Source organism: Stenotrophomonas sp. (assembly GCF_032103445.1).
In the GTDB taxonomy this organism is placed as follows: Bacteria; Pseudomonadota; Gammaproteobacteria; order Xanthomonadales; family Xanthomonadaceae; genus Stenotrophomonas.
Genome location: NZ_DAMDFR010000065.1, coordinates 1 through 24458, shown reverse-complemented (window position 1 = coordinate 24458; position 24458 = coordinate 1). Strand labels below are relative to the sequence as shown.

The following is a 24458-nucleotide window of genomic DNA, read 5'->3' as shown; positions in this document are numbered from 1 at the left end:
GGGCGGCTTCGGCCTGAGCGGCGATGTTACGGGCCGCTTCGGCTTCGGCTGCCTGCTGCTGGCGTTGCTGGTCGGCCAGCTGCTTGGCGCGGGCTTCGGCGTCCTTCTTGACCTTGTCGGTCTCTTCCTGGGTGCGCTTCAGGGCGGTCTGCATGCCGCCGGTGACGCCCTGCTTCAGGCGGGCCAGCGCCGGTGCGTTGGCATCCACCTTCTCCACCAGAGCGATCAGGCGCTGGGCTTCGGTGAAGTCTTCACGCGCCAGGTTCTGCTCGGCGGCGATGACGGTGTAGGGCAGCAGGTCGGTCAGCGCGCTCTTCACCGAGGCGTCGTCCGGGGTCTTGTCGCGCAGCGCCAGGTAGTACTCGATGGCGTTGTCGCCGGCCGGGGCGTACATGCGGTTCTCGCGCAGCGCCTTGCTGGCCGAATCACGCAGGTCTTCGGTGCCCATCGACTGCACCTGGGCCGAAACGGCAGGTGCCGGCGCGGGAGCCGCGGCAGGGGCGGCCGCCGGGGCGGTCGCGGTGTCAGCAGCCGGAGCCGCCGGTTCATCCTTGCCCGAGCAGGCGGCCAGAGCCACCGCCAGGGTCAGCGGCACCCACAGGCGCGCCTTGGCGAAAGTAGTGACGTGCGACATCCAACTCCCCTTTGAAGAACGACGATACGTAAGGCCTGAGACGGCAGGCCGGCCGGACCCCGGCGCGTTTCCCGACGCACCGGGCCGTACCACCGGGCGGTGCCCGGCGGCCAGAACCTTCAATCTACCATCACATGGCGTTGATGTGGGTGACTGTGCCAGCGCCGGAATTCCGGCGCGCCACGACCAGGCTTAATGCGACAGCGACTTGCTCGGCGCGTGCGACATCAGCTTGTCGGTATAGGCAATGCCGATGGCCGACAGAATGAAGGCACCGTGGATCACGGTCTGCCAGATCACGCCGCTGGTGGTCATGGTGGCGCACTTCAGGCTCTTGGCGGCCTCCGGGCCGGCCATCGCGGTCACGGCGTTGAAGGCTTCATAGAATTCCTGGGTGCCGCACAGCGGCAGGCCGTCCAGCGCGCCCGCGCCGATGAAGGTCTTCAGCAGGTGGATCGAGGAGATGCCGATGATCGACAGGGCCAGCTTCACCTTCAGCACGCTGGCGTTGACGTGGCTCAGCCATTCCGGCTGGTCCGGGTGGTTTTCCAGGCGCAGGCGCGAGACGAAGGTCTCGTAGCCGCCCACGATCACCATCACCAGCAGGTTGGAGATCATCACCACGTCGATCAGGCCCAGCACCAGCAGCATGATCTCCTGCTCGCCCATGGTGTTGGCCTTGTGGACCAGGTGCCACAGCTCCTTGCCGAACAGGAACACATAGACGCACTGCGCCAGGATCAGGCCCAGGTACAGCGGCAGCTGCAGCCAGCGCGAGGCGAAGATCAGGGACGAAAGCGGGCTGATGCCGGTAGAGGGGGACGAGCTCATGGGGCTGAATAGGAGAAATGCGGGGTTGCCGAAGGGTACCCGGAGCGGGTGACGGTGCCAAGGCAGGGCCACCGCCCGCCATGAACAGCCGCTCAGGCTCGCGCCGACCTGTAGAGCCGGGCTTGCCCGGCTGCTCCAACCCGCACCCCCAACTCTCGGAGTTCTATCAGGGATGTCCGCACAGCCCCCGGCTAGAGTCCTCTCTCCTCATTTTTAGTGGAGATATCCGTGCGGCCATCAACCTATGGCGTACTGGCAGCAGCGTTGGGGCTGATCGCGACACCCATCGTCAGCCAAGCCGCCGGTGACCTCTCCTCCGCCGACAGAGCTCCGGCGATGCTTCCGCCCGAAGCGGCTGGAAAAGTCTGCTGCCCCGGGACGGACCACACCGTCCAGCTCCGCAGCAGGGGGGCCGGGCACCAACATCCTGCAGCTCGCGACATGAGTGTTCATCCCTACTGGAACGTACATGGCTTCGAGCGCGACGGTGCCATCTACTACCAAGTCAGCGATCTCTCGGGAACCGTGCACCTGATTGTGGGAGAAATCGATGGCGTCTACTCGGCGCTGCCTGTAGCAGAATCCAGCGCAGGATTGCGGCTGCCAATGCAGCCCAAGCCCATGAATAGCGAGTTCTCATTGCACTTGAAGGTCGATTCAGAAGGGGCTGTATGGCGACTGGATGTGGACGCCCCCGAACGCTAAGGACTCACGAATCCAACAGCACCATTCGAGTCCGGTTCCGCCGGCTCGCCCGATCTCAGATACGAACGAAAGAAACGGTCTTGGCCGGCATCTACAGTTTCAGACGCGATGGGGGGACTGCAACGTTCCCGCATGAACGTCTGCTACACCACGCGAAACGAGGTAAATATGTCCCTGAAGCGACACATGTCGGCGGTTTCCACCGCTTTTCTTGTCGGAGTTCATTTCACTGCGGCTGCAAGCGAGGGCCTGGACGTCGACATGGAGGCCAGATGCAGTTGCGGCGATGACGGTGATCGAAACGTACAACTGCAGCGTAATGGACTGGGCGATCCCGGACTGCAGGCCACTCCCCTGAATGCGCACCCAGACTGGGACGTGCATGGCTTCGGCCGTGACGGAATGGAGTACTTCCAGGTCAACGACCGCGCCGGGAAAATTCAGCTGATCATCGGCCATGCGGATGGGGTGTTCTGGCTGCTGCCAGCGGGTGATCCGCATGCGCGCGTAATTCTGCCCGGCGACCCCTCGGTGCAGCACACCCTTGTCTTGGAATCTGTTGTCTATAGCAACGAGCGCTTCAGCCTGAACACCTATAGATCAGGCGGGGAAACGGTCTGGGCGGTCGAATCCATCAGCGACAGCCTGTGAGTCTGAATTGATTCGGTAAAAAGCATGCATATGCGGTTCCTGCGGCAGCGCAGGCTGCCGCCGTAAGCCAACGTGCGACCGGTAAGTCGTTCCAGCGCAAGCGCCACGGTTGCGCTGGACAGCGTCTGATTCCGATCAAGCAGCTCCACCATGATCAGCATCCCCCGAGCCTTGGGCAGATAGCCACAGCGCGCATGTACTCTGACCTGCCCAGGCTCATTCTGAAGGATCAGGGACACGGCCTCCGTCAGCGTTCGATACGCGGCCAGCTGGAGGCCCACACTCAGTCCGCACGGGTCGCCCACCAGCCTGGGTGGAACGATCCGGTCGGTATCGGCCCACGCTTCGCTGATCCCGCTTACCTGAAGTGCAAGGTAGAGGCCTAGGTGCTCCAACGCGGTGGGATACACCATGCTGGCCTGCTCTCGAAACTTCCTTGAGTAGACGACAGAGGTGTCTATCAATGTTTCTGCCACTCTCGCGTGCCCTTGGCGCTTCAGCCAATCGGCTGTTTCACTGAGGTGCGCGTCAATTCTGTCGCCGATGCGATTGATATCGATGGCGCGCTCGCGCAGGCCGAGCTCACCTGACATGTGGGAGCCGCGGGCGTGTTTGACAGCGAACTTCTCCGCCGACTCCTTTGAGGTAAGCCGCTCGTAGTATCCGCTTATGCTTGCTCCCAACGCGAGCAGTGATATACCCACAACAAGAATGATCTGCGCCGTCATCAGGGTTGCCGGGTCGGCAGGTGCGCCAGGGGCACAAGGCAGTGACAGTCCGATCACCAGACCAAGCAGCGGCACGCTGAGTGCGGCTCCACGCCAGCCCAGCATCCGCGTCATCACAATCGCAGGAACCACCATGGCGATCTGAAGGTACTGTTTCAGGTTCCCGGCGGAGTCGGTCGCCCAGCTGGCTGAGAATCCAAGTACAGCCATCGCGGTCAAACCGAGCATTGCAGGTGCCAGGAAGCGGCTTGTCCATTCTGCTTCCACGTGCCTCCGCACCCATAGAAGGGCGAGCGGTGCCACCGTGAGTATCCCAATGAAGTCACCAACGATGTAGCGCTCTGCCTTTGCAGCAAGCGATGTCTGCAGTGCGTCCGGCCATAGAAGCGCAGATAGCGACAGATTGATCACGGTCGTGGCAACCGACGAAGCTGCTGCGACGGAAAAGAGCCAGACGTCCGCACGCTGTTCGAGCAGCCTGCGGTGGAGATGGACCACCAGAGATACTGCAGGGAGCAGAAACACAGGTGCAAGGGTCATCCACATGATCCCGTACCTGTCTATGAAGGGGTGTCGCTGCCACCAGAACTGCGCAATCTCACCAAGCAGAAGGTAGGGCCAGAGTCTTGGCGGACACAGCAGCAGGGCGGCTACACGAATGCCGGCCGGCAGGAAGAACGGATCGTGCGATATCTGACGTGATGACCAGTATGCCAACCCGTAGGCGACCGCGAGCAGCAGGCCCGCCGGACGGATGCAGATGTTTACGGGGAATCCATCTCGTGTCCATCGCATCAATGCATCCTTCAGCACGCCCTTTCTCCCGTTCAATCTGCATTCGCTCCGCTGTCTGCGGAGCCGTCCGTCGCGGCGACGCACGGCACTCATTTAATCTTGATCCCTGGTGTGCTCTGCATCGGAATCGAACGAAACGTGACCGCGCCGGCTGAAAGCCCTATTGGTAGCGGCTTGGGGGGTAACGGCACGGGACGAACCGTTCCCGCCGCGACACCGTACCTTTGCCATTCACGACATACACTCACCCTTTCCCAACCCGAAGGTGCCGTCATGCTCGACCTGTATTACTGGCCCACTCCCAACGGCCACAAAGTCACCCTGCTGCTGGAAGAGCTGGGCCTGCCGTACCAGATCAAGCCGGTGAACATCGGGTCGGGCGACCAGTTCAAGCCCGAATTCCTGGCCATCTCGCCGAACAACAAGATGCCGGCGCTGGTGGACCACGCCCCGACCGACGGCGGCGCGCCGCAGAGCGTGTTCGAGTCCGGCGCGATTTTGCTGTATCTGGCCGAGAAGAGCGGGAAGTTCCTGCCGGCCGACACCCGCGGGCGGGTGGCGGTGCTGGAATGGCTGTTCTGGCAGATGGCCGGGCTGGGCCCGATGAGCGGGCAGATGGGCCATTTCAACGTGTATGCGCCGGAGCAGATTCCGTACGCCATCGAGCGCTACGGCAATGAGGTGCGCCGCCTGCACGGGGTGATGGACAAGCGCCTGGCGCAGAGTGCCTATCTGGCCGGGGATGAGTACACGATTGCCGACATGGCCAGCTACCCGTGGATCGGGGCGTACGACAAGCTGCCGCCGGATTTTGCGGCGTTCCCGAACCTGAAGCGCTGGCATGAGGCGATTGCCGCGCGCCCGGCCACCCAGCGGGCGTATGCGTTGAAGGAGAAGGTGAATCCGAATGCGGGCAAGCCGTTGAGCGAGGAAGAGCGCAAGCATCTGTTCGGGCAGCGGTAAGGCAGCCCACAAGGTAGTGCCGGCCGCTGGCCGGCTCCCCGGGGTAGTAAGCGTCATGAGGAGCCGGCCAGCGGCCGGCACTACCGATTTTCGGCGGTACGGTACGATTGGGGTCTGACGTCGCCGGAACCCTCCATGCGCCACCTTGTTGCCAGCCTTGCCCTGATGATTGCCTCCACCTCGATCGCCCACGCCGAAAAACTCACGCTTGAGGCCATTACCGGCCCGCTGCCGCTGTCGGGCCCGACCCTGATGAAGCCCAAGGTGGCTCCGGATGGCTCGCAGGTAAGCTTCCTGCGCGGCAAGGAGGCCGACCGGAACCAGCTGGACCTGTGGACCTACGACATCGCCAGCGGCCAGACCCGGATGCTGGTGGATTCCAAGGTGGTGCTGCCGGGCGAGGAAACCCTGAGCGACGCCGAAAAGGCCCGCCGCGAGCGCCAGCGCATCGCGGCCATGACCGGCATCGTGGATTACCAGTGGTCGCCGGACGCGCACACCCTGCTGTTCCCGCTGGGCGGCGAGCTGTACCTGTACGACCTGTCCAAGCAGGGCAAGGTCGCGGTGCGCCAGCTCACCCACGGCGAGGGCTTCGCCACCGATGCCAAGCTGTCGCCGAAGGGCGGCTTCGTCAGCTTCGTGCGCGCCCGCAATCTGTGGGTGATCGACCTGGCCAGCGGCAAGCAGATCCAGCTCACCACCGACGGCAGCGACACCATCGGCAACGGCGTGGCCGAATTCGTGGCCGACGAGGAAATGGACCGCCACACCGGTTACTGGTGGGCCCCGGACGACTCGGCGATTGCCTTCGCCCGCATCGACGAATCGCCGGTGCCGGTGCAGAAGCGCTATGAGATGTATGCCGACCGCGTGGAGATGATCGAGCAGCGCTACCCGGCCGCCGGCGACCACAACGTCACCGTGAAGCTGGGCGTGGTGGCCCCGAAGGCCGCTGCGTCCGCGCGCTGGGTGGATCTGGGCAGCAACCCGGACATCTACCTGGCCCGTGTGGACTGGCGCAGCCCGCAGCAGCTCACCTTCCAGCGCCAGTCGCGTGACCAGAAGAAGCTGGAGCTGATCCAGGCCGATCTGGGCAGCGGCAAGCAGCAGACCCTGGCCACCGAAACCTCCAAGACCTGGGTGCCGCTGCACAACGGCCTGCACTTCCTGAAGGACGGCGGCTTTGTGTGGTCGTCTGAGCGCACCGGCTTCCAGCATCTGTATCGCGTGGCGGCTGACGGCAAGTCGGTCACCGCGTTGACTGAAGGCAAGTGGCCGGTAGACGAACTGCTGGCGGTGGATGAAGACGCCGGCACCGTGTACTTCCGCGCCGGTGTGGACTCGGCCCGCGAAAGCCAGATCTATTCGGTGCCGCTGACCGGTGGCGCGATCAAGCGCCTGTCGCAGGCCGATGGCATGCACACCGCCAGCTTCGCCCGCAACGCCAGCGTGTATGTGGACAGCTGGTCGAACACCACCACGCCGCCGCAGATTTCGCTGCATCGCGCCAATGGCGAGAAGATCGCCACGCTGGTGGAAAACAACCTCGCTGACCCGCAGCACCCGTATGCGCGCTACCTGGAGGCGCAGCGCCCGGTGGAGTTCGGCACGCTGACCGCCGCCGATGGCCGCACTGAACTGAACTACAGCCTGATCAAGCCGGCCGGCTTCGACCCGGCCAAGCGCTACCCGGTGGCGGTGTACGTATATGGCGGCCCGGCCAGCCAGACCGTGACCAACAGCTGGCCCGGCCGTGGCGATCACCTGTTCAACCAGTACCTGGCGCAGCGCGGCTACGTGGTGTTCTCGCTGGACAACCGCGGCACCCCGCGTCGCGGCCGCGATTTCGGCGGCGCGCTGTACGGCGTGCAGGGCACTGTGGAAGTGGCCGACCAGCTCAAGGGCGTGGCATGGCTGAAGCAGCAGCCGTGGGTGGACCCGGCGCGCATTGGCGTGCGGGGCTGGTCCAACGGCGGCTACATGACCCTGATGCTGCTGGCCAAGGCGTCGGATCAGTACACCTGTGGCGTGGCCGGTGCGCCGGTGACCGACTGGGGCCTGTATGACACCCACTACACCGAACGCTACATGGACCTGCCGGCCAACAATCCGAAGGGCTATGAAGAAGCGCGCGTGCTGGCGCATGTGGACGGCCTGCGCTCGCGCCTGCTGCTGATTCACGGCATGGCCGACGACAACGTGCTGTTCACCAACTCCACCGAGCTGATGAGCGCGTTGCAGAAGCGCGGCCAGCCGTTCGAGCTGATGACCTACCCGGGCGCGAAGCACGGTTTGTCCGGCAGCAACGCCTTGCACCGTTATCGTCTGGCCGAGGATTTCCTGGGCCGCTGCCTGACCCCGTAAGCCCACTCACCTGGCTCAAGGAGGACGCCGATGACCCCACCCCCTGCGCTGCCCCAGGCCCAATCCAATGGCTGGTGGAGCCGACACTGGCGCTGGGCCATGCCGCTGGGCGTGCTGGCCTGCATTGCCGGGCTGGTGGGGGTGGTGTGGCTGGCGCTGGCGCAGTGGTCGCACTGGAGCCGCAGCAGCGAGCCGTACCAGGAAGCGATGCGTCGCGCGCGCTGCAGCATCGAGCTGCGGCATGCGCTGGGCGAACCGATCCAGGACGGCTACCTGCCCAGTGGCAACATGCAGCGCAGCGCCGACGGCACGGGGTACAGCGAGTTCGTGGTGGATGTGAAGGGGTCGAAGGGGACCGGCCAGCTGTTCCTGGAGGCGCGCCGGGAAGACGGGCGCTGGGATTACCCGCGCATGTATGTGCTGACCGAGACGTCCGAGGCGGTTGATCTGACCGCGTTGGATGACGCGGAGGCGGCGAAGGTGTGTGCGCTGCAGGAGTGTCGCGAGCAGAACCATTGTCTGCCGGCACCGCCGCAGCCGATGGATTGATACCGCCCCATGACCTCCGGCCGATTGCCGTAACCCCTTCCAGTGGGTACGTTCGCAATCACCCAACACCCCGGAGTTCCGCATGAAGCCGCTTGCCCTTGCCGTCGCGCTGGTCCTTTCCGTTCCTGCCGCGCTCAGCGCGCCGCCGGCTGCCCTGGCCGCTGCCCCGGCCGCCAGCAAGACACCGGCCAGCCCGGCCTGGGTGACCCGCAGCAACCAGCTGGCGCAGATTCTGCTGGACGCGCAGGGCCCGTTCCAGCCGGAAGAAACCGGCTTCTTTGGCGTGCCCGGCTACGACGACAAGGTCGCCGACTTCGGCCCCGACAACGCCGCGCGCTACCGCGCCGCCATGGCCAAGGCGCGCAGCGAGCTGCAGGCCAAGCTGGCCACCGAGCGTGACCCGAACGTGCGCCAGGACCTGGCGATCATGATCGCCGCGGCCACCCAGAACATCGAAGGCAGCGAGCTCAACGAAAAGTACCTGCTGCCGTGGACCGATACCCCGCAGCTGGTGTTCAGCGGCATCAACCTGCTGCTGTCCGACCAGGTGCCGGAAGCGCGCCGCGCCAAGGCGCTGGACCGCCTGAAGGCGTACGCCGGGCTGGCTCCGGGCAGCACCGCGGTGACCACCCTGTCGCGCCAGCGCTATGAAGAGGCCCTGGCCAACAAGAGCCTGCTGCAGCCGACGAAGATCGAGGTCGAGCAGTCGCTGGAGAATGTGGACACCTACATCACCGGCATCGAAAAGCTGTTCGGCAAGTACAAGATCGCCGGTGCCGACGAAGCGCTGAAGACCATCGCCACCCAGCTGCGCGAGTACCGCGACTGGACCCGCGCCGAAGTGCTGCCGAAGGCGCGGGCTGACGCGCAGCTGCCGGAACCGTTGTACGCGTTCCAGCTCAAACGTGTGGGCATCGACATCGACCCGAAGCTGCTGATGCAGCGCGCCCAGCTGGAATTCATGGAAACCCGCTCGGCGATGCGCCAGCTGGCTCCGCTGGTGGTGAAGGCCAAGGGCCTGAAGGTCGCCGACCCGACCGACGTGGTGGCGGTGATCCGCGCGCTGAAGAGCGACAAGATCGCCAACGACCAGCTGGAACATCACTACCGCGGTGTGATCGACCAGATCGACCCGATCATCCGCGCGCAGAAGATCGTGGACGTGCCGCAGCGCCCGATGCAGATGCGCCTGGGCTCGGAAGCGGAAAGCGCGGCGTCGCCGGCTCCGCACTTCCTGCCGGCACCGCTGGTCGGCAACACCGGCCAGCAGGGCACTTTCGTGCTGCCGCTGGGCAACCCGGCCGCCGGCGATGATGCCGCACAATACGACGACTTCAACTTCGGTTCGGCGGCGTGGACGCTGAGCGCGCATGAAGGCCGCCCCGGCCACGAACTGCAGTTCACCGCGATGGTGGAGCGCGGCATCTCGCTGGCCCGCACCATGTTCGCGTTCAATTCGGTCAACGTGGAAGGCTGGGCGCTGTATGCCGAAGCCGAAATGGTGCCGTATGAGCCGCTGGACGGGCAGCTGATCGCGCTGCAGTTCCGCCTGCTGCGCGCCGCCCGCGCGATGCTGGACCCGATGCTCAACCTTGGCCTGATCGACCGTGCCAATGCCGAGCGCATGCTGATTGAAGAAGTCGGCCTGTCCAAGGCGATGGCCACGCAGGAACTGGACCGCTACATGGTGCGCTCGCCCGGTCAGGCCGGCAGCTACTTCTACGGCTACACCCGCATCATGGAGCTGCGCATGCAGACCGAGCTGGCGCTGGGGCCGAAGTTTGACCGCCTGGCGTTCAACAACTTCCTGCTGGATCAGGGCCTGCTGCCGCCGGACCAGCTGGCGCAGGCGGTGAATGAGGTGTTCATTCCGAAGCACCGGTAACGGTGCGGGTAGTGCCGGCCGCTGGCCGGCAACCTCATGACCTTCGGACGCGCATGCGTGGTTGCCGGCCAGCGGCCGGCACTACCGGAGTCGTCCCGTTCCCGGTTATTTCTCCGGCGTAATGGTCTGTACGGGCAACCGATCCGCCGGCGGCGGGTTCGGCACCCAGATCGCCACCCCGGCCGCGCGCTTCTGCGTGGTCGGAATACCGATGCCGACGCCACCGCCGACATGCGAGCCGTAGCTGCCGGCACCCACCGACATGCCCACCGGCGAGCCGCTGGAACCCACGCCCATCAGAATCACGCCGTTCGCGCCCAGCGCGGCGGCTTCCTTCTTCAACCGCGCCACGGCGGCATCGGTCTGGCCCTGGGTGCCAAAGCCCACCGCACTGGAGGACTCCAGCTGGGCGATTTCCTGCGATCCCGGCGGCGGCGTGGAATAGATCTGCACCAGAGCCGGGTCGGTGGGCGGCCGGGTCTGGCCCAGCATCACCCGCGAGGTGCTGGCGCAGCCGGCTACGGCCAGCAGCACGCCCAGCACGGTCAAGGTTCGAATGTTCATGGGCTCACCCCCGTTGGTGGGCCGGGTACGGCCCGCGCTTGGATCATCCGCGCCGGCCACTGAATCGGGGCCAACGTCCTGGCATCAACGTACCACTGGGCAGGTGAAACCGGCGCGGCGCAGCGGGGCAAGCCCCGCTCTACGTGGAACCCATCCGCCCCTCACGCGCACGTGGCGGCTGAAGCATTAAGGTGCGCGCAGCATTTATGGAGAGAACGTGTCATGGGCCTGATCAGTCTGCTGTGGGGTGTGTTTGCGGTGTTGTGGATGATCCTGGCGCTGATCCCGCTGCTGGGGTGGGGCAACTGGTTCCTGATTCCGTTCGCGGCGGTAGGCGCGGTGATCGGTGCACTGGGCATTCTGTTCACCCACCCGAGCAAGCGCAGCCGGGCCTGGACCGGCCTGCTGCTCAACGCCGTGGTGGTGGTGGTGGGCATCGTCCGGTTGTCGTTGGGCGGCGGCATCCTTTAATCGGGACCGCGCCCTCACGTAGAGCGGGGCTTGCCCCGCTGGAGCCGGGCAAGCCCGGCTCTACATGCGACCCTGCGTCGCAGGCGTCAAAGCGCCGCAGCCACAGGCGTAGAATGGCCGCCCATGATCATTCGCCCCCGTCCCCACGGCTGGCAGCTGCTGTACATCCTGCGCGGCTCCATTGTTCAGGCCGTGGCACCCAAAGTGCTGGCCATCCTGGTGCTGGCCATTGCCGTGGCCGCCTTCACCGAACTCTGGCACCCGCCGGGCATCGAGCGCGTCTCGGTGGCCCCTTTCACCCTGCTGGGCCTGGTGCTGTCGATCTTCCTCAGCTTCCGCAACAGCGCCTGCTTTGACCGCTGGTGGGAAGGGCGCAAGCTGTGGGGTCAGCTGGTCTACGAGTCGCGCAGCCTGGCCCGGCTGTGCAGCACCGTGCTGGAAGCCGACCCGGCCCGTGCCGCACGCATGGTGCGCCTGGGCATCGGCTTTGCCCATTCGCTGGCGGCCAAACTGCGCGGCCGCGACGCGGCCCTGGCCGCGCTGCCGTGGGTGGGCGAGGCCGACCACGCCCGCCTCGCGCAGCGCCAGAACACGCCGGACCAGCTGCTGGCGATGATCACCGCCGAGGCCGCCGCCGCGCACCGCGCGGGTGATCTGGATTCAATCCTGTTCGCCCAGTTCGAAACCCGCGTGCACGCGCTGTCCAGCATCCAGGCCGGCTGCGAGCGCATTCTGTCCACGCCGCTGCCGTTCGCCTACACCCTGCTGCTGCACCGCTGCGCGTGGATGTTCTGCGTGCTGCTGCCGTTCGGCCTGGCCAGTTCGCTGGGCTGGGCCACGCCGGTGGTGTCGGCGGTGCTCGCGTATGCCTTCTTCGGGCTGGACCAGCTGGGCGAGGAAATGGAGGAACCGTTCGGGCTGGAACCGAACGACCTGCCGCTGGACGCGATGGTCCGCACCATTGAAATTGATCTGCTCGACAGCCTGGGCGTGCAGCCGCTGCCCGCGCCGCTGCAGCCGCACCGTTATCTGCTGCAGTAATCCTGCGCATCCCAGTATTCCGTTACGGAGAGTTTTCCGATGGCACACCCCGATTACCGCCCCCGCCGCATGCGCCACGACGAGTTCTCGCGCCGGCTGATGCGCGAAAACACGCTGACCACCGACGACCTGATCTATCCGGTGTTCGTGCATGAGCTGTCCGGCCGCGCGCCGGTGGCTTCGATGCCGGGCGTGGAGCGTTTATCCATCGACGAACTGCTGAAGGTGGCCGAGGAAGCGCTGGAACTGGGCATTCCGGTGATCGACCTGTTCCCGGTGATCGACCCGGCCGGAAAGTCGCTGGATGCCGCGGCAGCATGGGACGAGAACGGCCTGGCCCAACGCGCCGTGCGCGCGCTGAAGTCGCGCTTCCCCGAACTCGGGGTGATGACTGATGTGGCGCTGGACCCGTACACCACCCATGGCCAGGACGGGATCATCGATGACAAGGGCTATGTGCTCAACGACATCACCGTGCAGGCGCTGATCAAACAGTCGATCTCGCACGCGAAAGCCGGCGTGGACATCATCTCGCCGTCGGACATGATGGACGGCCGCATTGGCGCGATCCGCCGCGCGCTGGATGCCGACAGCCACATCAACGTGCGCATCATGGCCTACTCGGCCAAGTACGCCTCGGCCTTCTACGGCCCGTTCCGCGACGCGGTGGGCAGCTCGGCCAGCCTCGGCAAGGCCGACAAGAAGACCTACCAGATGGACCCGGCCAACGGCGATGAAGCCATGCGCGAGATCGCGCTGGACCTGGAGGAGGGCGCGGACATGGTGATGGTCAAGCCGGGCATGCCGTACCTGGACCTGGTGCGCCGGGTGAAGCAGCAGTTCGGGGTGCCGACCTTTGCCTACCAGGTGAGCGGCGAGTACGCGATGCTGAAGGCGGCGGTGGGCAACGGCTGGCTGGATGAACGCGCCTGCGTGCTGGAGTCGCTGATGTGCTTCAAGCGCGCCGGGGCCGATGGCGTGCTGACCTATTTCGCGCCGCAGGTGGCGCGCTGGCTGCGCGAGCGCTGACAATACGCGCCAACTGAGAAAGGAACACGACGATGCAGCAGACAATGGGATGGGTGCAGTGGCTGACCTGGGGCACCGGTGTGACGGTGTTCGCGGTGGTGATCGGCCTGATCATCCGCAGCGTGCTGCGTGCGGCCCGGCGCGCGCCGGAGCAGCCGTCGGCGGCGGCGGCGCTCGCGCGTGAGGCAAAGCTGGCACCGGAAGTGCAGGCCGAGCTGGCGGCGTTGAATCATCGCAAGGATAAGGGCCAGATCACCGAGGCGCAGTACGAGCAGCAGCGTGCGGAGTTGTTGCGCGGGCGGTGAGGGTTTCCCGGTCGACGGGCATCGGGCATTACGTTCGACGGGCATGGCCCGTCGCTACACCGGATGGATTGCGAACGCGTAACGGGATGGATTGCGAACGCGTAGTGACGGGCCATGCCCGTCAGCGCGGGAATTACGGACCGCACGCACCCCCATCCACCACCGGTTTCTTCAACCGATAAAGATCCAACCCGCCGGCCCGCGGCGACCGTGCCTGCCCGCTGAGCACCATCTCCCCCGGCTTGTTCCAATCCACCCCCGGTGAATCAGTCTGCCCGTCCGCGGTGTTGAACGACAACACCAGCGGCACGGCGGCCTGCGCGTAATCACACCCGACCACCCACACCTGTGACTTACCCTCCGCCGCCCGGGTAAACGCCAGCGCGCCGCGGTTATCCAACCACGTCGCCCCCAGCTCATCGGCGGCCGAATTCAACGGCTTCGGCAACGCCTGCGCCAGGCCGAACCCGTCCGCCCGCACATCAGCCCGGTACAGATCAAACCCACCCTCGCCCTGCTTCCCGTTGCGTGCGAACAGCAGCATCAACCCATCCGGCCGCAAGGCCGGGCTGCGCTCGTCATCACGGGTATTGAGCCCGGCCATCGGCTCAGGCTTGCCCACGCTGCCGTCAGCGGCCACTGCCGCCCGGTACAGGTCAAACCCACCGCGCCCGCCACTGCGGTCGGCAGCGAAGTACAGCCAGCGCCCGTCCGGGCTGTAGGCCGGGTCGCGCTCATCGCGCGCGCTGTTGAGGCCCAACGGCTGTGGATCCTGCCAGCGCCCATCGACCAGCCGCGCCTGCCACAGGTCCCAGCCGCCCGCGCCGCCGGGGCGGTCGCTGGCCCAGACGATGCGCTGGCCATCCGGGCTGATCGTGGCCTGGCTCTCGTTGGCCTTCGTCGACACCACACCCATGCCCTCGATGCCAAACTCGGAAAGCGCCATCGATGCAGGCGTGAAGAGTAAACTCAGGCTCAGCGCGAGCCATGTCGTGGGAGGTCGCATGCGGTCTTCCATCCGGGTTTGCAGTCAATCCAGTTCCGGAGTCTAGAACACCCATGAGCCCCCGTTACGCCGTCTTCGGTCAGCCCATCGCCCATTCGCTGTCGCCGCACATCCATGCCGCGTTCGCGCGCCAGGAAGGCATCGAGCTGGACTACACCGCCATTGAATCCTCGCCGGAAGGCTTTGCCGCCGCGCTGGAAAGCTTCGCCGCCAGCGGCGGAGCAGGGGCCAATGTCACCGCGCCGCTGAAGGAAACCGCGTTCGCGCTGTGCAAGACCTTCACCTCGCGCGCCAAGCTGGCCGGCTCGGTCAACACGCTGCTGCGCAAGGGCGACTACTGGCACGGCGACACCACCGACGGCGTCGGCCTGGTCCGCGACCTCACCGACCGCCACGAGCTGGACCTGCGCGGCCGCCGCGTGCTGCTGCTCGGTGCCGGTGGTTCGGCACGCAGCGTGGCCCCGGCCCTGCTGGATGCCGGCATCCGCGAGTTGGTGGTGGTCAACCGCACCCCGGAACGCGCGGATGAGCTGGTCGACGCCATCGGCGAGCCGGGCCGCGCGCTCAGCCGCTACTGGGACGACCTGCGCGACCTGGGTGACTTTGAGCTGATCGTCAACGCCACCTCGGCCGGCCGCGACCGCGACGCGAAGTTCGAACTGCCGCTGTCGCTGGTCAACACCATGACCACGGCCGTGGACCTGAACTACGGCACCGCCGCCATCGCCTTCCTGGCCTGGGCGCGCGCGGCCAGCTGCCGCAACATCGTCGACGGCCTGGGCATGCTGGTCGAGCAGGCCGCCTCCAGCTTCCAGCAGTGGCACGAAGTGCGCCCGGACACCGATCCGGTGTACGCCGAGCTGCGGGCGAAGAACGCGCTGGCGGGTGAGGAGTGAACGGCTCCATCGCCGACCTGTTCCTGTCGGTGCTGAGCTCGGCGGCCATGCGGCTGCCGATCCTGATCGCGGTCGCGGTATCGGTGGTCTGGGTGCTGGGCAGCCCGCGCAGTCAGATCCGCACCGTGGCGTTGTGGGGCCTGGGGCTGATGGCGTTCACCAGCCTGCTTGGCATGCTGGCCAATGCGGTACCGCAGGTGCTGATCTACCAGGGCAACTTCGATGCCATGCGCGGGATCGGCATGGTGATGGGGTTCGTCCATTTCGGACTCAACCTGCTCATGGCGCTGTCGGTGGTGCTGGTGGTCTGGGCGATGACCCGGTCGCTGCGCGACCGCACGCCGCCGGCCGCGCCTCCGTCACGCACCTGAACCATCGCGGCAAATCCCGACGGCCCCGGGCCGTCGGGTCATGAGAAAATACCGGCCATGAATCATGGCAGGACCCCGCCGGCGTGACCGAAAAAGTTGAAGCCCCGCGCGCGCTGAACGACGAACTCAAGACCGTCATCCGTGACGCCTACGCCAAGCTGCAGGCCAATACCCCCGGCTTCAGCACCCGGCGTTCGCAGAGCCAGATGATCGGTGTGGTCTCGCGCGCGTTGTCGCACAGCGGCGGTGTCGGCGTGGTCGAAGCCCCCACCGGCGTCGGCAAGAGCCTGGGCTACCTCACCGCCGGGGTGCCGATTGCACTGGCCACCAAGAAGAAGCTGGTGATCAGCACCGGCACCGTGGCCCTGCAGTCGCAGCTGGTGGAACGCGACATTCCCAACTTCCTCAAGGCCACCGGCCTGGACGCCACCGTGGCGCTGGCCAAGGGCCGCACCCGCTACCTGTGCACGCGCAACGCCGCCGAGGCCCACGGCGAGGGCGCGCAGGAAGGCATGTTCGAGGACGAACAGCCGCTGTTCGATCGCCCGCTGGCCCCTATCGAGATGGACCTGGCGCAGAAGCTGAGCAAGGAATTCGTCGAGGGCCGCTGGAACGGCGACCTGGACAACGCACCGGAGACCATCAGCCCGTCACTGCGCTCGCGCATCACCACCCCGGCCTCCGGCTGCGCCGGGCGCAAGTGTGCCTATTCCTCCCAATGTGCCGTGCTGCGTGCGCGCAACACCGTGCGCGACGCGCAGATCGTGGTCACCAACCACGCGTTGCTGCTGTCGGCGTTGTCCATTGGCGAGAGCGACAACGGCCAGCCGCTGATCGCACCGCCCTCGGACATGCTGCTGGTGCTGGACGAAGGCCACCACATCGGCAACGTGGCCATCGACCAGGGCGCGGCCAGTCTGGCCCTGGATGAAATGGCCAAGCGCACCGGCCGCCTGCAGGTGCTGATCGCTGCCGCCTATCGCGCGGTGGACAAGGACAAGCTGGGCAACCTGCTGCCGAACGAGGCCATTGAGGTGGCGGCCAAGGTCAGCAAGCAGCTGCGCGCCTTCCACGACATCATCAATCGCAGCTGGCAGCCGGATCCGACCGCGCAGGAGCCGATGTGGCGCGCGCCGAATGGCCGCCTGCCGGAGGTGTGGATGGCCGACATCGAAGCGCTGGCCGACGACACCCGTTCGCTGTTCAACTGGGCGCATGCCGCGACCGCGCAGGTGGCGAAAGGCAAGCCGGAAGACGCCGCGCGTGAGCGCCTGCAGCGCAACCTGGGCATGGCGCTGGAGATGGTGGAGCAGCAGCACAATTTGTGGACCACCTGGCGGCGTGAGGACAAGGATGGCCAGCCGCCCACCGCGCGCTGGATCACCCTGTCACGTGATGGCGACCTGATCCTGCACGGCTCGCCGGTGTCGGCCGCCAATGTGCTGCGCAAGCTGCTGTGGGACGAAGTGGATTCGGTGGTGATGACCTCGGCCACGCTGACCGGCGGCGGTGATTTTCAGACCCTGGCGATCGACAACGGCATTCCGCAGGAGGCCGAAATGGTCTCGCTGGCGTCGCCGTTCGACCTGCCCAACCAGGCCGAGCTGATCGTACCGGCGTTCCCGGTGACCCCGGATGACCGGGAGCGTCATCCCAAGGAAGTGGCGAAATATCTGGTCAGTGAGCTCGACTGGGGCAAGGGCAGCATCGTGCTGTTCACTTCGCGCTGGAAGATGGAAAAGGTCGCCGAGCTGATGCCGGCGGCGCAGCGCAAGCAGGTGCTGGTACAGGGCGAGACCGCCAAGCAGAAGATGATCGACGAGCATCTGCGGCGCACTGCGGCGGGCGAGGGCTCGGTGCTGTTTGGCTTGAATTCGTTTGGTGAAGGTCTGGACCTGCCCGGTGAAGCCTGCACCACCGTGGTGATCACCCAGGTGCCGTTCGCGGTGCCGACGGATCCGCAGACCTCCACGTTGAGCGAGTGGATGGAAAGCCGGGGCTTGAACGCGTTCAACCTGATCGCGATTCCGCACGCGCTGCGCACGCTGACCCAGTTCGCCGGGCGTCTGATTCGTACCTCGACCGATACCGGCCGGGTGATCATCCTCGATTCGCGCTTGCTCAGCCGGCGCTATGGCAAGCGCATCATTGATGCGCTGCCGCCGTTCAAGCGAGTCATCGGATAATTGGGTCACCGTGCACACCCGTAGAGCCACGCCCTGCGTGGCTTCGCGAACCCACACCGCCCGACGGTTACACCTTGCTCAAATCCCGCACCGCGCCCTTGTCGGCACTGGTCGCCAACAACGCATACGCCTTCAACGCACCGGTCACCTTGCGCGGCCGCTCCGCACGCGGCTTCCATCCCAACGCGTCCTGTTCAACGCGCCGCGCATCCAACGTCACCGCATTCACCAGCAGATCAATCCGTCGCGCCGGAATATCAATTCGGATGCGGTCACCATCGCGCACCAGTCCGATCGCACCGCCTGCTGCCGCCTCCGGCGAGGCATGCCCGATCGACAATCCGGACGTGCCACCCGAGAACCGACCATCGGTCAGCAGCGCACACGCCTTCCCCAGCCCCTTCGACTTCAGGTAGCTGGTCGGGTACAGCATTTCCTGCATGCCCGGTCCGCCGCGCGGCCCTTCGTAGCGGATCACCACCACGTCGCCGGCCACTACTTCGTCGGCCAGAATGCCCTGCACGGCCGCGTCCTGGCTTTCGAACACGCGCGCGTTGCCTTCGAACACATGGATGGACTCATCCACGCCAGCGGTCTTCACCACGCAGCCGTCCTCGGCCAGATTGCCACGCAGCACCGCCAGCCCGCCTTCCGCCGAGTAGGCGTTCGCGACTGACCGAATGCAGCCTTCAGCGCGGTCCACGTCCAGCGTCGGCCAGCGCGTGGACTGGCTGAAGGCGACCTGGGTCGGAATGCCAGCCGGGCCGGCACGGAAGAACTCCTGCACCTTGGCGTCATCGCTGACCGCCACATCCCAGCGCGCAATCGCGTCGGCCAGCGTGCGGCTGTGCACCGTGGGTACCTGATCGTGCAGCAGTCCGCCGCGCGCCAGTTCGCCCAGGATGCCGTAGACGCCACCGGCGCGGTGCACGTCTTCCATGTGGTACTTCGGCGTGTTCGGGGCCACCTTGCACAGCTGCGGTACGCGGCGCGACAACGCATCGATGGCGTGCAGGTCGAAATCCACCTCGGCTTCCTGCGCGGCGGCCAGCAGGTGCAGGATGGTGTTGGTGGACCCGCCCATGGCGATATCCAGGGTCATCGCGTTCTCAAACGCGTCGCGGGTGGCAATGCCGCGTGGCAACGCGCTTGGGTCTTCACCGCCGTACCAGCGGTGACACAGCTCCACCACCAGCCGGCCGGCGCGGCGGAACAGCTGCTCGCGGTCGGCATGCGTGGCCAGGGTGGAGCCGTTGCCCGGCAGCGACAGCCCCAGCGCTTCGGTCAGGCAGTTCATCGAGTTGGCGGTGAACATGCCCGAGCACGAGCCACAGGTCGGGCAGGCACTGCGTTCGTATTCGGCCACTTTTTCATCCGGCGCACTGGCGTCGGCGGCAATCACCATCGCGTCCACCAGGTCCAGCTTGTGCTCGGCAAGCTTGGTCTTGCCGGCTTCCATCGGCCCGCCGGACACGAACACCACCGGAATGTTCAGGCGCAGCGCGGCCATCAGCATGCCGGGGGTGATCTTGTCGCAATTGGAAATGCACACCAGCGCGTCGGCGCAGTGCGCGTTGACCATGTATTCGACCGAGTCGGCGATGATCTCGCGGCTGGGCAGCGAATACAGCATGCCGTCGTGGCCCATGGCGATGCCGTCATCCACCGCGATGGTGTTGAACTCCTTGGCCACGCCGCCGACCTGCTCGATCTCGCGCGCCACCAGCTGGCCCAGGTCCTTGAGGTGCACGTGGCCGGGCACGAACTGGGTGAACGAGTTGGCGATGGCGATGATCGGCTTGTGGAAGTCGGCGTCGGTCATGCCGGTGGCGCGCCACAGGGCGCGGGCCCCGGCCATGTTGCGGCCGGCGGTGGAGGTGCGGGAGCGGTATTCAGGCATGGGGCTGGCAGCGATCTGGCGGGCCGTACGGCGGGGGTTTTCCCCGATTCTGCCCAAAAAAAAGGGTTGCGTTTGCAACTGCCGGTGCCCGGATTCCTGAAATGCCGTTCACTTTCCGGACTTTGCTGATTTTGGTTGCAGCCCCCGATCAGGCATCATTGGGGGGTTAACCGAAAAGGGGGGCATGACGCCATGAAACGTTCCAGAACCACCGCGCTGCTGCTGATGAGCGCCGCGCCGCTGCTGTTCACCGCCTGCTCCAAGGATGAAGCCGTGCAGGTGCAGGAAGGGCTGTACACCTCGGTGCAGGCCTGCTCCGATGCCACCGGCGACCCGTCGGCGTGCCGTACCGCCTTTGCCGAAGCGCAGAAGCAGTCAGCCGATGCGGCCCCCAAGTACGCCTCGCGTGCCGAATGCGAAGCCGAGTACAACGCGGAACAGTGCGTGGAGCAGAAAACCAGCACCGGCCACTCGTTCATCGGTCCGATGATGATGGGCTTCTTCATGTCGCAGATGCTCAACAACCGCGGTGCCGGCCTGGCGCAGGCCCCGGCGGCCAGCCCGGCCTACCAGGACAAGGCCAAGGGCTGGGCGCGTCCGGCTCCGGGCGGTACCGGCGGCCTGAACACCGCCAGCGGCATCGGCGCAGGCAAGGCCGGTCTGGCCCCGGTCACCAGCACCCCGAACCGTGCCGTTACCGCCAGCCGTGGCGGTTTTGGCAGCACCAGCAGCAGCCGCAGCAGCTTCGGCGGCTGATCAATGCAGCGCGTGCGTATTGCCGAGCGCAGCCAATGGCGCGCCCGGGCCGAGGAATCCGGTTTTCGCTTCCACACCATTGATGGCCTGCCGTACTGGGATGAAACCGCGTACTACGCGTTCACCCTGCGCCAGATCGAACAGGACATCGAAGACCCCAGCGCCGAGCTGCACGCGATGGCGCTGGATCTGGTCGATGAGGTGGTGCGCAGCGAACAGCTGATGGACCAGCTGGCCATTCCGGCGGCGTTCCGCGACTGGATCGCCGGCAGCTGGCAGCGTCGCGAGCCGCATCTGTATGGGCGGCTGGACTTCGCCTATGACGGTTCCGGCCCGGCCAAGCTCTATGAGCTCAATTACGACACGCCGACCTCGCTGTTCGAGGCGTCGTTCTTCCAGTGGCAATGGCTGGAAGACCAGCGCAACCAGGGCCGCCTGCCGGCCCATGCCGACCAGTTCAATGCCATCCATGAGGCGCTGGTGGAGCGCTTCGGCGCGCTGTCCGCGCAGCTGCCGCCGCCGCTGTATTTCAGCGCCGTAGGCAGTTCCGAGGAAGACCAGGGCACCGTTTCCTATCTGCGTGACTGCGCGGCGCAGGCCGGGCTGCGTGGCGAAGCGATTTCGATTGAAGACATCGGACTGTCTGAGGATGGCCGCTTCACCGCGCTGGATGACACCGTCATCGGCAGTCTGTTCAAGCTGTACCCGCTGGAAGACCTGATGAACGAATCGTTCGGTCAGGCACTGCCGGCTTCGGGCGTGCAGCTGCTGGAGCCGGCATGGAAAGCGGTGCTGAGCAACAAGGGCGTGCTGCCGCTGCTGTGGCAGCGTCATCGCGGCCACCCGAACCTGCTGGAAGCCCACTTCGACGATGGCAGCGCGCTGCCGGCCGGCTGGGTGCGCAAGCCGCTGTTCTCGCGCGAAGGGGCCAACATCGCCCTGCATCTGGCCGATGGCAGCTGGCAGGAGAGCGAAGGCCCGTACACCGGTCCCGCAATCCGGCAGGCCGCACATCCGCTCACCGCGTTCGACGGCGGTTACCCGCTGATCGGCAGCTGGGTGGTGGGCGATCACGCCTGTGGCATGGGCATCCGCGAAGACAACAGCCGGATCACCCGCGACAGCGCCCGCTTCGTGCCGCACGCAATCATCGACGAAGCCCCCACCCGCATTTTCGTCTGACATGGCGAGGTCACGACCAACGGTCGTGACCTACCGGCGATACGGCTGTAGAGCCACGCCCTGCGTGGCTGCGCGTGATCCAGCAGGGTCGAAGGCACGCAGGGCGTGGCGGTAGGTACCGACCGTTGGTCGGTACGCGGTTACAGCAACCCGTCGCGCTTCACCGCGAGATACCGCTCCACCAACGCTCCCGGCAACGCATCCGCGGTCACATCCAGCACCATTACCTTGTGGCTGCGCAGCGCCTCATGCGCATCGCTGCGCTGCTGCAGGTAGCGCGCAATCGCACCGGCCTGGGCGGCGTCCTGCAGGGTCTCCACTTCGGCCTCCAGCGCGGTATCCAGCTCGCGCTCGCGCAGGCTGGCCACGCACACCAGGTGCTGGCGCTGCAGCAGGCGCACCGCCACCAGCAGGTCTTCGATGTCCTCGTCACGCACGTTGGTGACCAGCATCACCAGCGAACGCCGGCGCTGGCGCAGGCTGAGTTCGGTGGCGGCGGCCAGGTAGTCGGTGGCCACTGGCTGCGCCTGCAGGTCGTAGCTGGCGCGCAGCAGTGAATCAATCGCGCCCATGCCGCGCTGCGGGGCCACCCAGCGGCTGTCACCGCCGGTGGCGAACAGGCCGACACCGTCGCCCTGGCGCAGCGCCAGGTAGGACACCACCAGCGAGGCGTTGAGCACGTGGTCGAAGTGCGAGAGACCGCCTTCGCTGGCCATCATGCGCCGGCCGGTGTCGATCATCAGCACCAGCTGCTGGTTCTTCTCATCCTGGTACTCGCGCGAGATCAGCTTGCGCGCACGTGAAGTCGCTTTCCAGTCGATCTGGCGGAGGCTGTCACCCAGCCGGTACTCGCGCATCTGGTGGAAGTCGGTGCCTTCGCCACGGCGGCGCTTGAGGTGCGCGCCAACCAGCCGCGAAGCCTGTTCGGCACTGAACAAGGCGAAACGGGTCAGCGGGGCGAAGTTGGGGTACACCCGCACCGTGAGCGCCGGTGGCAGCAGGCGGCGCTGCCGCCACAGCCGCCACGGTGCATGCAGGCGCAGATGCACGCCTTCAAAGGTGAAGCGGCCGCGCGCGGTGGGGGTCAGCCGATACTCGACGCTGCTTGCGACCAGCGGCTTCAGCGCCAGCGTGCGCGGCAGGCCCTGCAGCGACCATTCGCCCGGCACCAGGTCGAACAGCTCCACGCGCTGGCGCAGGCTGGATTCCAGGCGCACAGTGACCCTGCGCTCCACGTTCAGCGCCAGCGCTTCCGGCAGTTCGCGTTGCACCGTGGGTGAGGGCTGCGCACGCAGGCGCAGTGCATCGATCAGCGCCAGCAGCGCGATGCCGCCGGCAGTCGCCCACCATGCCCATGTCGGCGCATAGCCAAACGCCACCGCCAGGCCGAACAGGCCCCAGCAGGTCAGCAACGCCAGCAGGAGCGGCGCGGGCCTCACTTGCGCGGCGCTTCCACCTTGGCCAGCAACGCGGCCAAGGCATCGTCGGCCGACTGGCCTTCAATCTGCAGTTCCGGAGCCAGTGCGATGCGGTGGCGCAGGGCAGGGCGGGCCACTTCGCGCACGTCGTCGGGGGTGACGAAGTCGCGGCCGGACAGCACTGCCTGGGCGCGCGCTGCACGCACCAGCGCAATGCTGCCGCGCGGACCAGCACCGAGTGCGATACCCGGGAAGCGGCGGGTAGCCGCGACGATGCGCACGGCATAGTCGATCACCTCCGGGTCCACCGTGATCGCGGCCGTGGCCTGCTGCAGCGCCACCACCTCGGCGGCGTTGAGCACGCGCGGCACCTGCGACAGGTCGAAGTCCGACGCACTGCGGCCGGTGGTGATCGCATCCACCATGCGCTTTTCGTCTTCCAGCTGCGGGTAGTCGATCAGCACCTTCAACAGGAAACGGTCCAGCTGGGCTTCGGGCAACGGGTAGGTGCCTTCCTGCTCGACCGGGTTCTGCGTGGCCAGTGCCAGGAACGGCGGAGTCAGTGCGAACGACTTGCCTTCAATGGTGACCTGGCCTTCCTGCATCACCTCCAGCAGCGCCGACTGGGTCTTGGCGGGTGCGCGGTTGATTTCGTCGGCCAGCAGCAGGTTGGTGAACACCGGGCCGCGGCGGATCTTGAAGCTCTCCGACTTCGGGTCGTACACCGCATGCCCGCTGACGTCGCTGGGCATCAGGTCGGGGGTGAACTGCACGCGGCCGTAGTCGAGCTCCAGCGCCTGCGCCAGCGCACGCACCAGCAGGGTCTTGCCCAGCCCGGGCACGCCTTCGATCAGCACGTGGCCGCCGGCCAGCAGCGCGATCAGGATCTGGTCCAGCACCTCGGCCTGGCCAATGAAGGCGCGGCCCACGGCTTCGCGGATGGCATCCACGCGCTCGACCAGGTTCTGCCCGGACGGCGCGGACGGGGACAGCGGCGGCGGAGTGTTCGGCTCGGTCATAGCAGGTTTCTCATCTGGATCAGCAGGCGGATGCGTTCACGCAGCGCTTTGGTGTCCTGGGACGCCGGCGACTGCAACGCGGTCTGTACACGGGAAACGGGCCACTGCAGCAGGGTGGCGATGGCATGGGCCTGGGCGTCGCCACTGAGCGCGGCGGCGGTGGGCGCGCGACGCCGCAGGCGGGCCAGGAAGGCGCGGCGCACGGCGTC

The 24458-nt window shown here is 66.3% G+C and carries 22 protein-coding genes and 2 pseudogenes; 15 read left to right on the top strand and 9 right to left on the bottom strand.

What is annotated here, in order from left to right:
* Both RT551_RS17620 and RT551_RS17615 read right to left on the bottom strand, forming a co-directional pair.
* Positions 1 to 634 (bottom strand): annotated as a pseudogene (locus RT551_RS17620) (energy transducer TonB); the annotation flags it as partial.
* Between the two features lie 192 nt (positions 635 to 826).
* Entirely contained in the window at positions 827 to 1465 is a 639-nt protein-coding gene (locus RT551_RS17615; protein WP_313460955.1) for a TIGR00645 family protein, read from the bottom strand.
* A gap of 441 nt (positions 1466 to 1906) precedes the next feature.
* Here RT551_RS17615 and RT551_RS17610 point away from each other — a divergent pair, with 441 nt between their 5' ends.
* The gene (locus tag RT551_RS17610) at positions 1907 to 2170 is read left to right on the top strand and encodes a hypothetical protein (RefSeq protein ID WP_313460953.1); all 264 of its coding nucleotides are present in this window, start codon (positions 1907 to 1909) and stop codon (positions 2168 to 2170) included.
* Between the two features lie 186 nt (positions 2171 to 2356).
* Positions 2357 to 2821 carry a hypothetical protein gene (locus RT551_RS17605; RefSeq protein WP_313460951.1) on the top strand — a complete coding sequence of 155 codons (465 nt, stop codon included), beginning with the start codon at positions 2357 to 2359 and terminating at the stop codon, positions 2819 to 2821.
* Here RT551_RS17605 and RT551_RS17600 read toward each other — a convergent pair.
* Entirely contained in the window at positions 2764 to 4362 is a 1599-nt protein-coding gene (locus tag RT551_RS17600) for an MASE1 domain-containing protein (RefSeq protein WP_313460950.1), read from the bottom strand. The genes RT551_RS17605 and RT551_RS17600 overlap by 58 nt on opposite strands.
* A 255-nt stretch (positions 4363 to 4617) precedes the next feature.
* Here RT551_RS17600 and RT551_RS17595 point away from each other — a divergent pair, with 255 nt between their 5' ends.
* The 4 genes from RT551_RS17595 (at position 4618) to RT551_RS17580 (ending at position 10105) form a co-directional block, all read left to right on the top strand.
* Complete coding sequence (locus tag RT551_RS17595; protein ID WP_313460948.1) at positions 4618 to 5307, top strand: glutathione binding-like protein; 690 nt, start codon at positions 4618 to 4620, stop codon at positions 5305 to 5307.
* Between the two features lie 135 nt (positions 5308 to 5442).
* Entirely contained in the window at positions 5443 to 7671 is a 2229-nt protein-coding gene (locus RT551_RS17590) for a S9 family peptidase (RefSeq protein ID WP_313460947.1), read from the top strand.
* A gap of 30 nt (positions 7672 to 7701) precedes the next feature.
* Positions 7702 to 8220: a cytochrome c oxidase assembly factor Coa1 family protein gene (locus RT551_RS17585; protein ID WP_313460946.1), complete on the top strand. Its 519-nt coding sequence runs from the start codon at positions 7702 to 7704 to the stop codon at positions 8218 to 8220.
* An 82-nt stretch (positions 8221 to 8302) separates the two neighbouring features.
* Positions 8303 to 10105: a DUF885 domain-containing protein gene (locus tag RT551_RS17580; protein WP_313460944.1), complete on the top strand. Its 1803-nt coding sequence runs from the start codon at positions 8303 to 8305 to the stop codon at positions 10103 to 10105.
* Positions 10106 to 10210: 105 nt separating this feature from the next.
* Here RT551_RS17580 and RT551_RS17575 read toward each other — a convergent pair whose 3' ends face one another.
* Positions 10211 to 10669, bottom strand: coding sequence for a hypothetical protein (locus RT551_RS17575; protein ID WP_313460942.1), 459 nt, complete (start codon positions 10667 to 10669; stop codon positions 10211 to 10213).
* 222 nt (positions 10670 to 10891) lie between these two features.
* Between RT551_RS17575 and RT551_RS17570 the strand changes: the two genes are divergently transcribed.
* The 4 genes from RT551_RS17570 (at position 10892) to RT551_RS17555 (ending at position 13515) form a co-directional block, all read left to right on the top strand.
* Positions 10892 to 11140, top strand: a complete 249-nt coding sequence (locus RT551_RS17570) for a hypothetical protein (RefSeq protein WP_313460940.1) — start codon at positions 10892 to 10894, stop codon at positions 11138 to 11140.
* A 123-nt stretch (positions 11141 to 11263) separates the two neighbouring features.
* Positions 11264 to 12181, top strand: a complete 918-nt coding sequence (locus tag RT551_RS17565) for a bestrophin family ion channel (protein ID WP_313460938.1) — start codon at positions 11264 to 11266, stop codon at positions 12179 to 12181.
* 39 nt (positions 12182 to 12220) lie between these two features.
* On the top strand, positions 12221 to 13210 hold the full coding sequence (hemB, locus tag RT551_RS17560; RefSeq protein ID WP_313460936.1) for a porphobilinogen synthase: 990 nt from the start codon (positions 12221 to 12223) through the stop codon (positions 13208 to 13210).
* 32 nt (positions 13211 to 13242) lie between these two features.
* Positions 13243 to 13515: an SHOCT domain-containing protein gene (locus RT551_RS17555; RefSeq protein ID WP_313460934.1), complete on the top strand. Its 273-nt coding sequence runs from the start codon at positions 13243 to 13245 to the stop codon at positions 13513 to 13515.
* Positions 13516 to 13648: 133 nt separating this feature from the next.
* On the opposite strand, the gene RT551_RS17550 is transcribed toward RT551_RS17555, so the two are convergent.
* Entirely contained in the window at positions 13649 to 14521 is an 873-nt protein-coding gene (locus RT551_RS17550; RefSeq protein WP_313460932.1) for a TolB-like protein, read from the bottom strand.
* Between the two features lie 53 nt (positions 14522 to 14574).
* On the opposite strand from RT551_RS17550, the gene aroE reads away from it, so the two are divergent.
* From aroE to dinG, 3 genes are all read left to right on the top strand, one after another.
* On the top strand, positions 14575 to 15417 hold the full coding sequence (gene aroE, locus RT551_RS17545; protein ID WP_313460930.1) for a shikimate dehydrogenase: 843 nt from the start codon (positions 14575 to 14577) through the stop codon (positions 15415 to 15417).
* Entirely contained in the window at positions 15414 to 15788 is a 375-nt protein-coding gene (locus tag RT551_RS17540; RefSeq protein WP_311192963.1) for a hypothetical protein, read from the top strand. The genes aroE and RT551_RS17540 overlap by 4 nt, the downstream gene beginning before the upstream one ends.
* An 83-nt stretch (positions 15789 to 15871) precedes the next feature.
* On the top strand, positions 15872 to 17974 hold the full coding sequence (dinG, locus tag RT551_RS17535) for an ATP-dependent DNA helicase DinG (protein WP_313460928.1): 2103 nt from the start codon (positions 15872 to 15874) through the stop codon (positions 17972 to 17974).
* A 67-nt stretch (positions 17975 to 18041) separates the two neighbouring features.
* Here dinG and ilvD read toward each other — a convergent pair whose 3' ends face one another.
* Positions 18042 to 19874 (bottom strand): dihydroxy-acid dehydratase, encoded by a 1833-nt coding sequence (ilvD, locus tag RT551_RS17530; protein WP_313460927.1) that lies wholly within the window; start codon positions 19872 to 19874, stop codon positions 18042 to 18044.
* 192 nt (positions 19875 to 20066) lie between these two features.
* Between ilvD and RT551_RS17525 the strand changes: the two genes are divergently transcribed.
* Both RT551_RS17525 and RT551_RS17520 read left to right on the top strand, forming a co-directional pair.
* Positions 20067 to 20630, top strand: a complete 564-nt coding sequence (locus RT551_RS17525; protein WP_313460926.1) for a DUF1190 domain-containing protein — start codon at positions 20067 to 20069, stop codon at positions 20628 to 20630.
* A 3-nt stretch (positions 20631 to 20633) separates the two neighbouring features.
* Complete coding sequence (locus RT551_RS17520) at positions 20634 to 21812, top strand: glutathionylspermidine synthase family protein (RefSeq protein WP_313460924.1); 1179 nt, start codon at positions 20634 to 20636, stop codon at positions 21810 to 21812.
* A 140-nt stretch (positions 21813 to 21952) separates the two neighbouring features.
* Here RT551_RS17520 and RT551_RS17515 read toward each other — a convergent pair whose 3' ends face one another.
* The 3 genes and pseudogenes from RT551_RS17515 to RT551_RS17505 all read right to left on the bottom strand — a co-directional run.
* Positions 21953 to 23251 (bottom strand): DUF58 domain-containing protein, encoded by a 1299-nt coding sequence (locus tag RT551_RS17515; protein ID WP_313460922.1) that lies wholly within the window; start codon positions 23249 to 23251, stop codon positions 21953 to 21955.
* Entirely contained in the window at positions 23248 to 24249 is a 1002-nt protein-coding gene (locus tag RT551_RS17510) for a MoxR family ATPase (protein WP_311192956.1), read from the bottom strand. The genes RT551_RS17515 and RT551_RS17510 overlap by 4 nt, the downstream gene beginning before the upstream one ends.
* A pseudogene (locus tag RT551_RS17505) lies at positions 24246 to 24458 on the bottom strand (DUF4350 domain-containing protein); the annotation flags it as partial. The pseudogene RT551_RS17505 and the gene RT551_RS17510, both read right to left, overlap by 4 nt.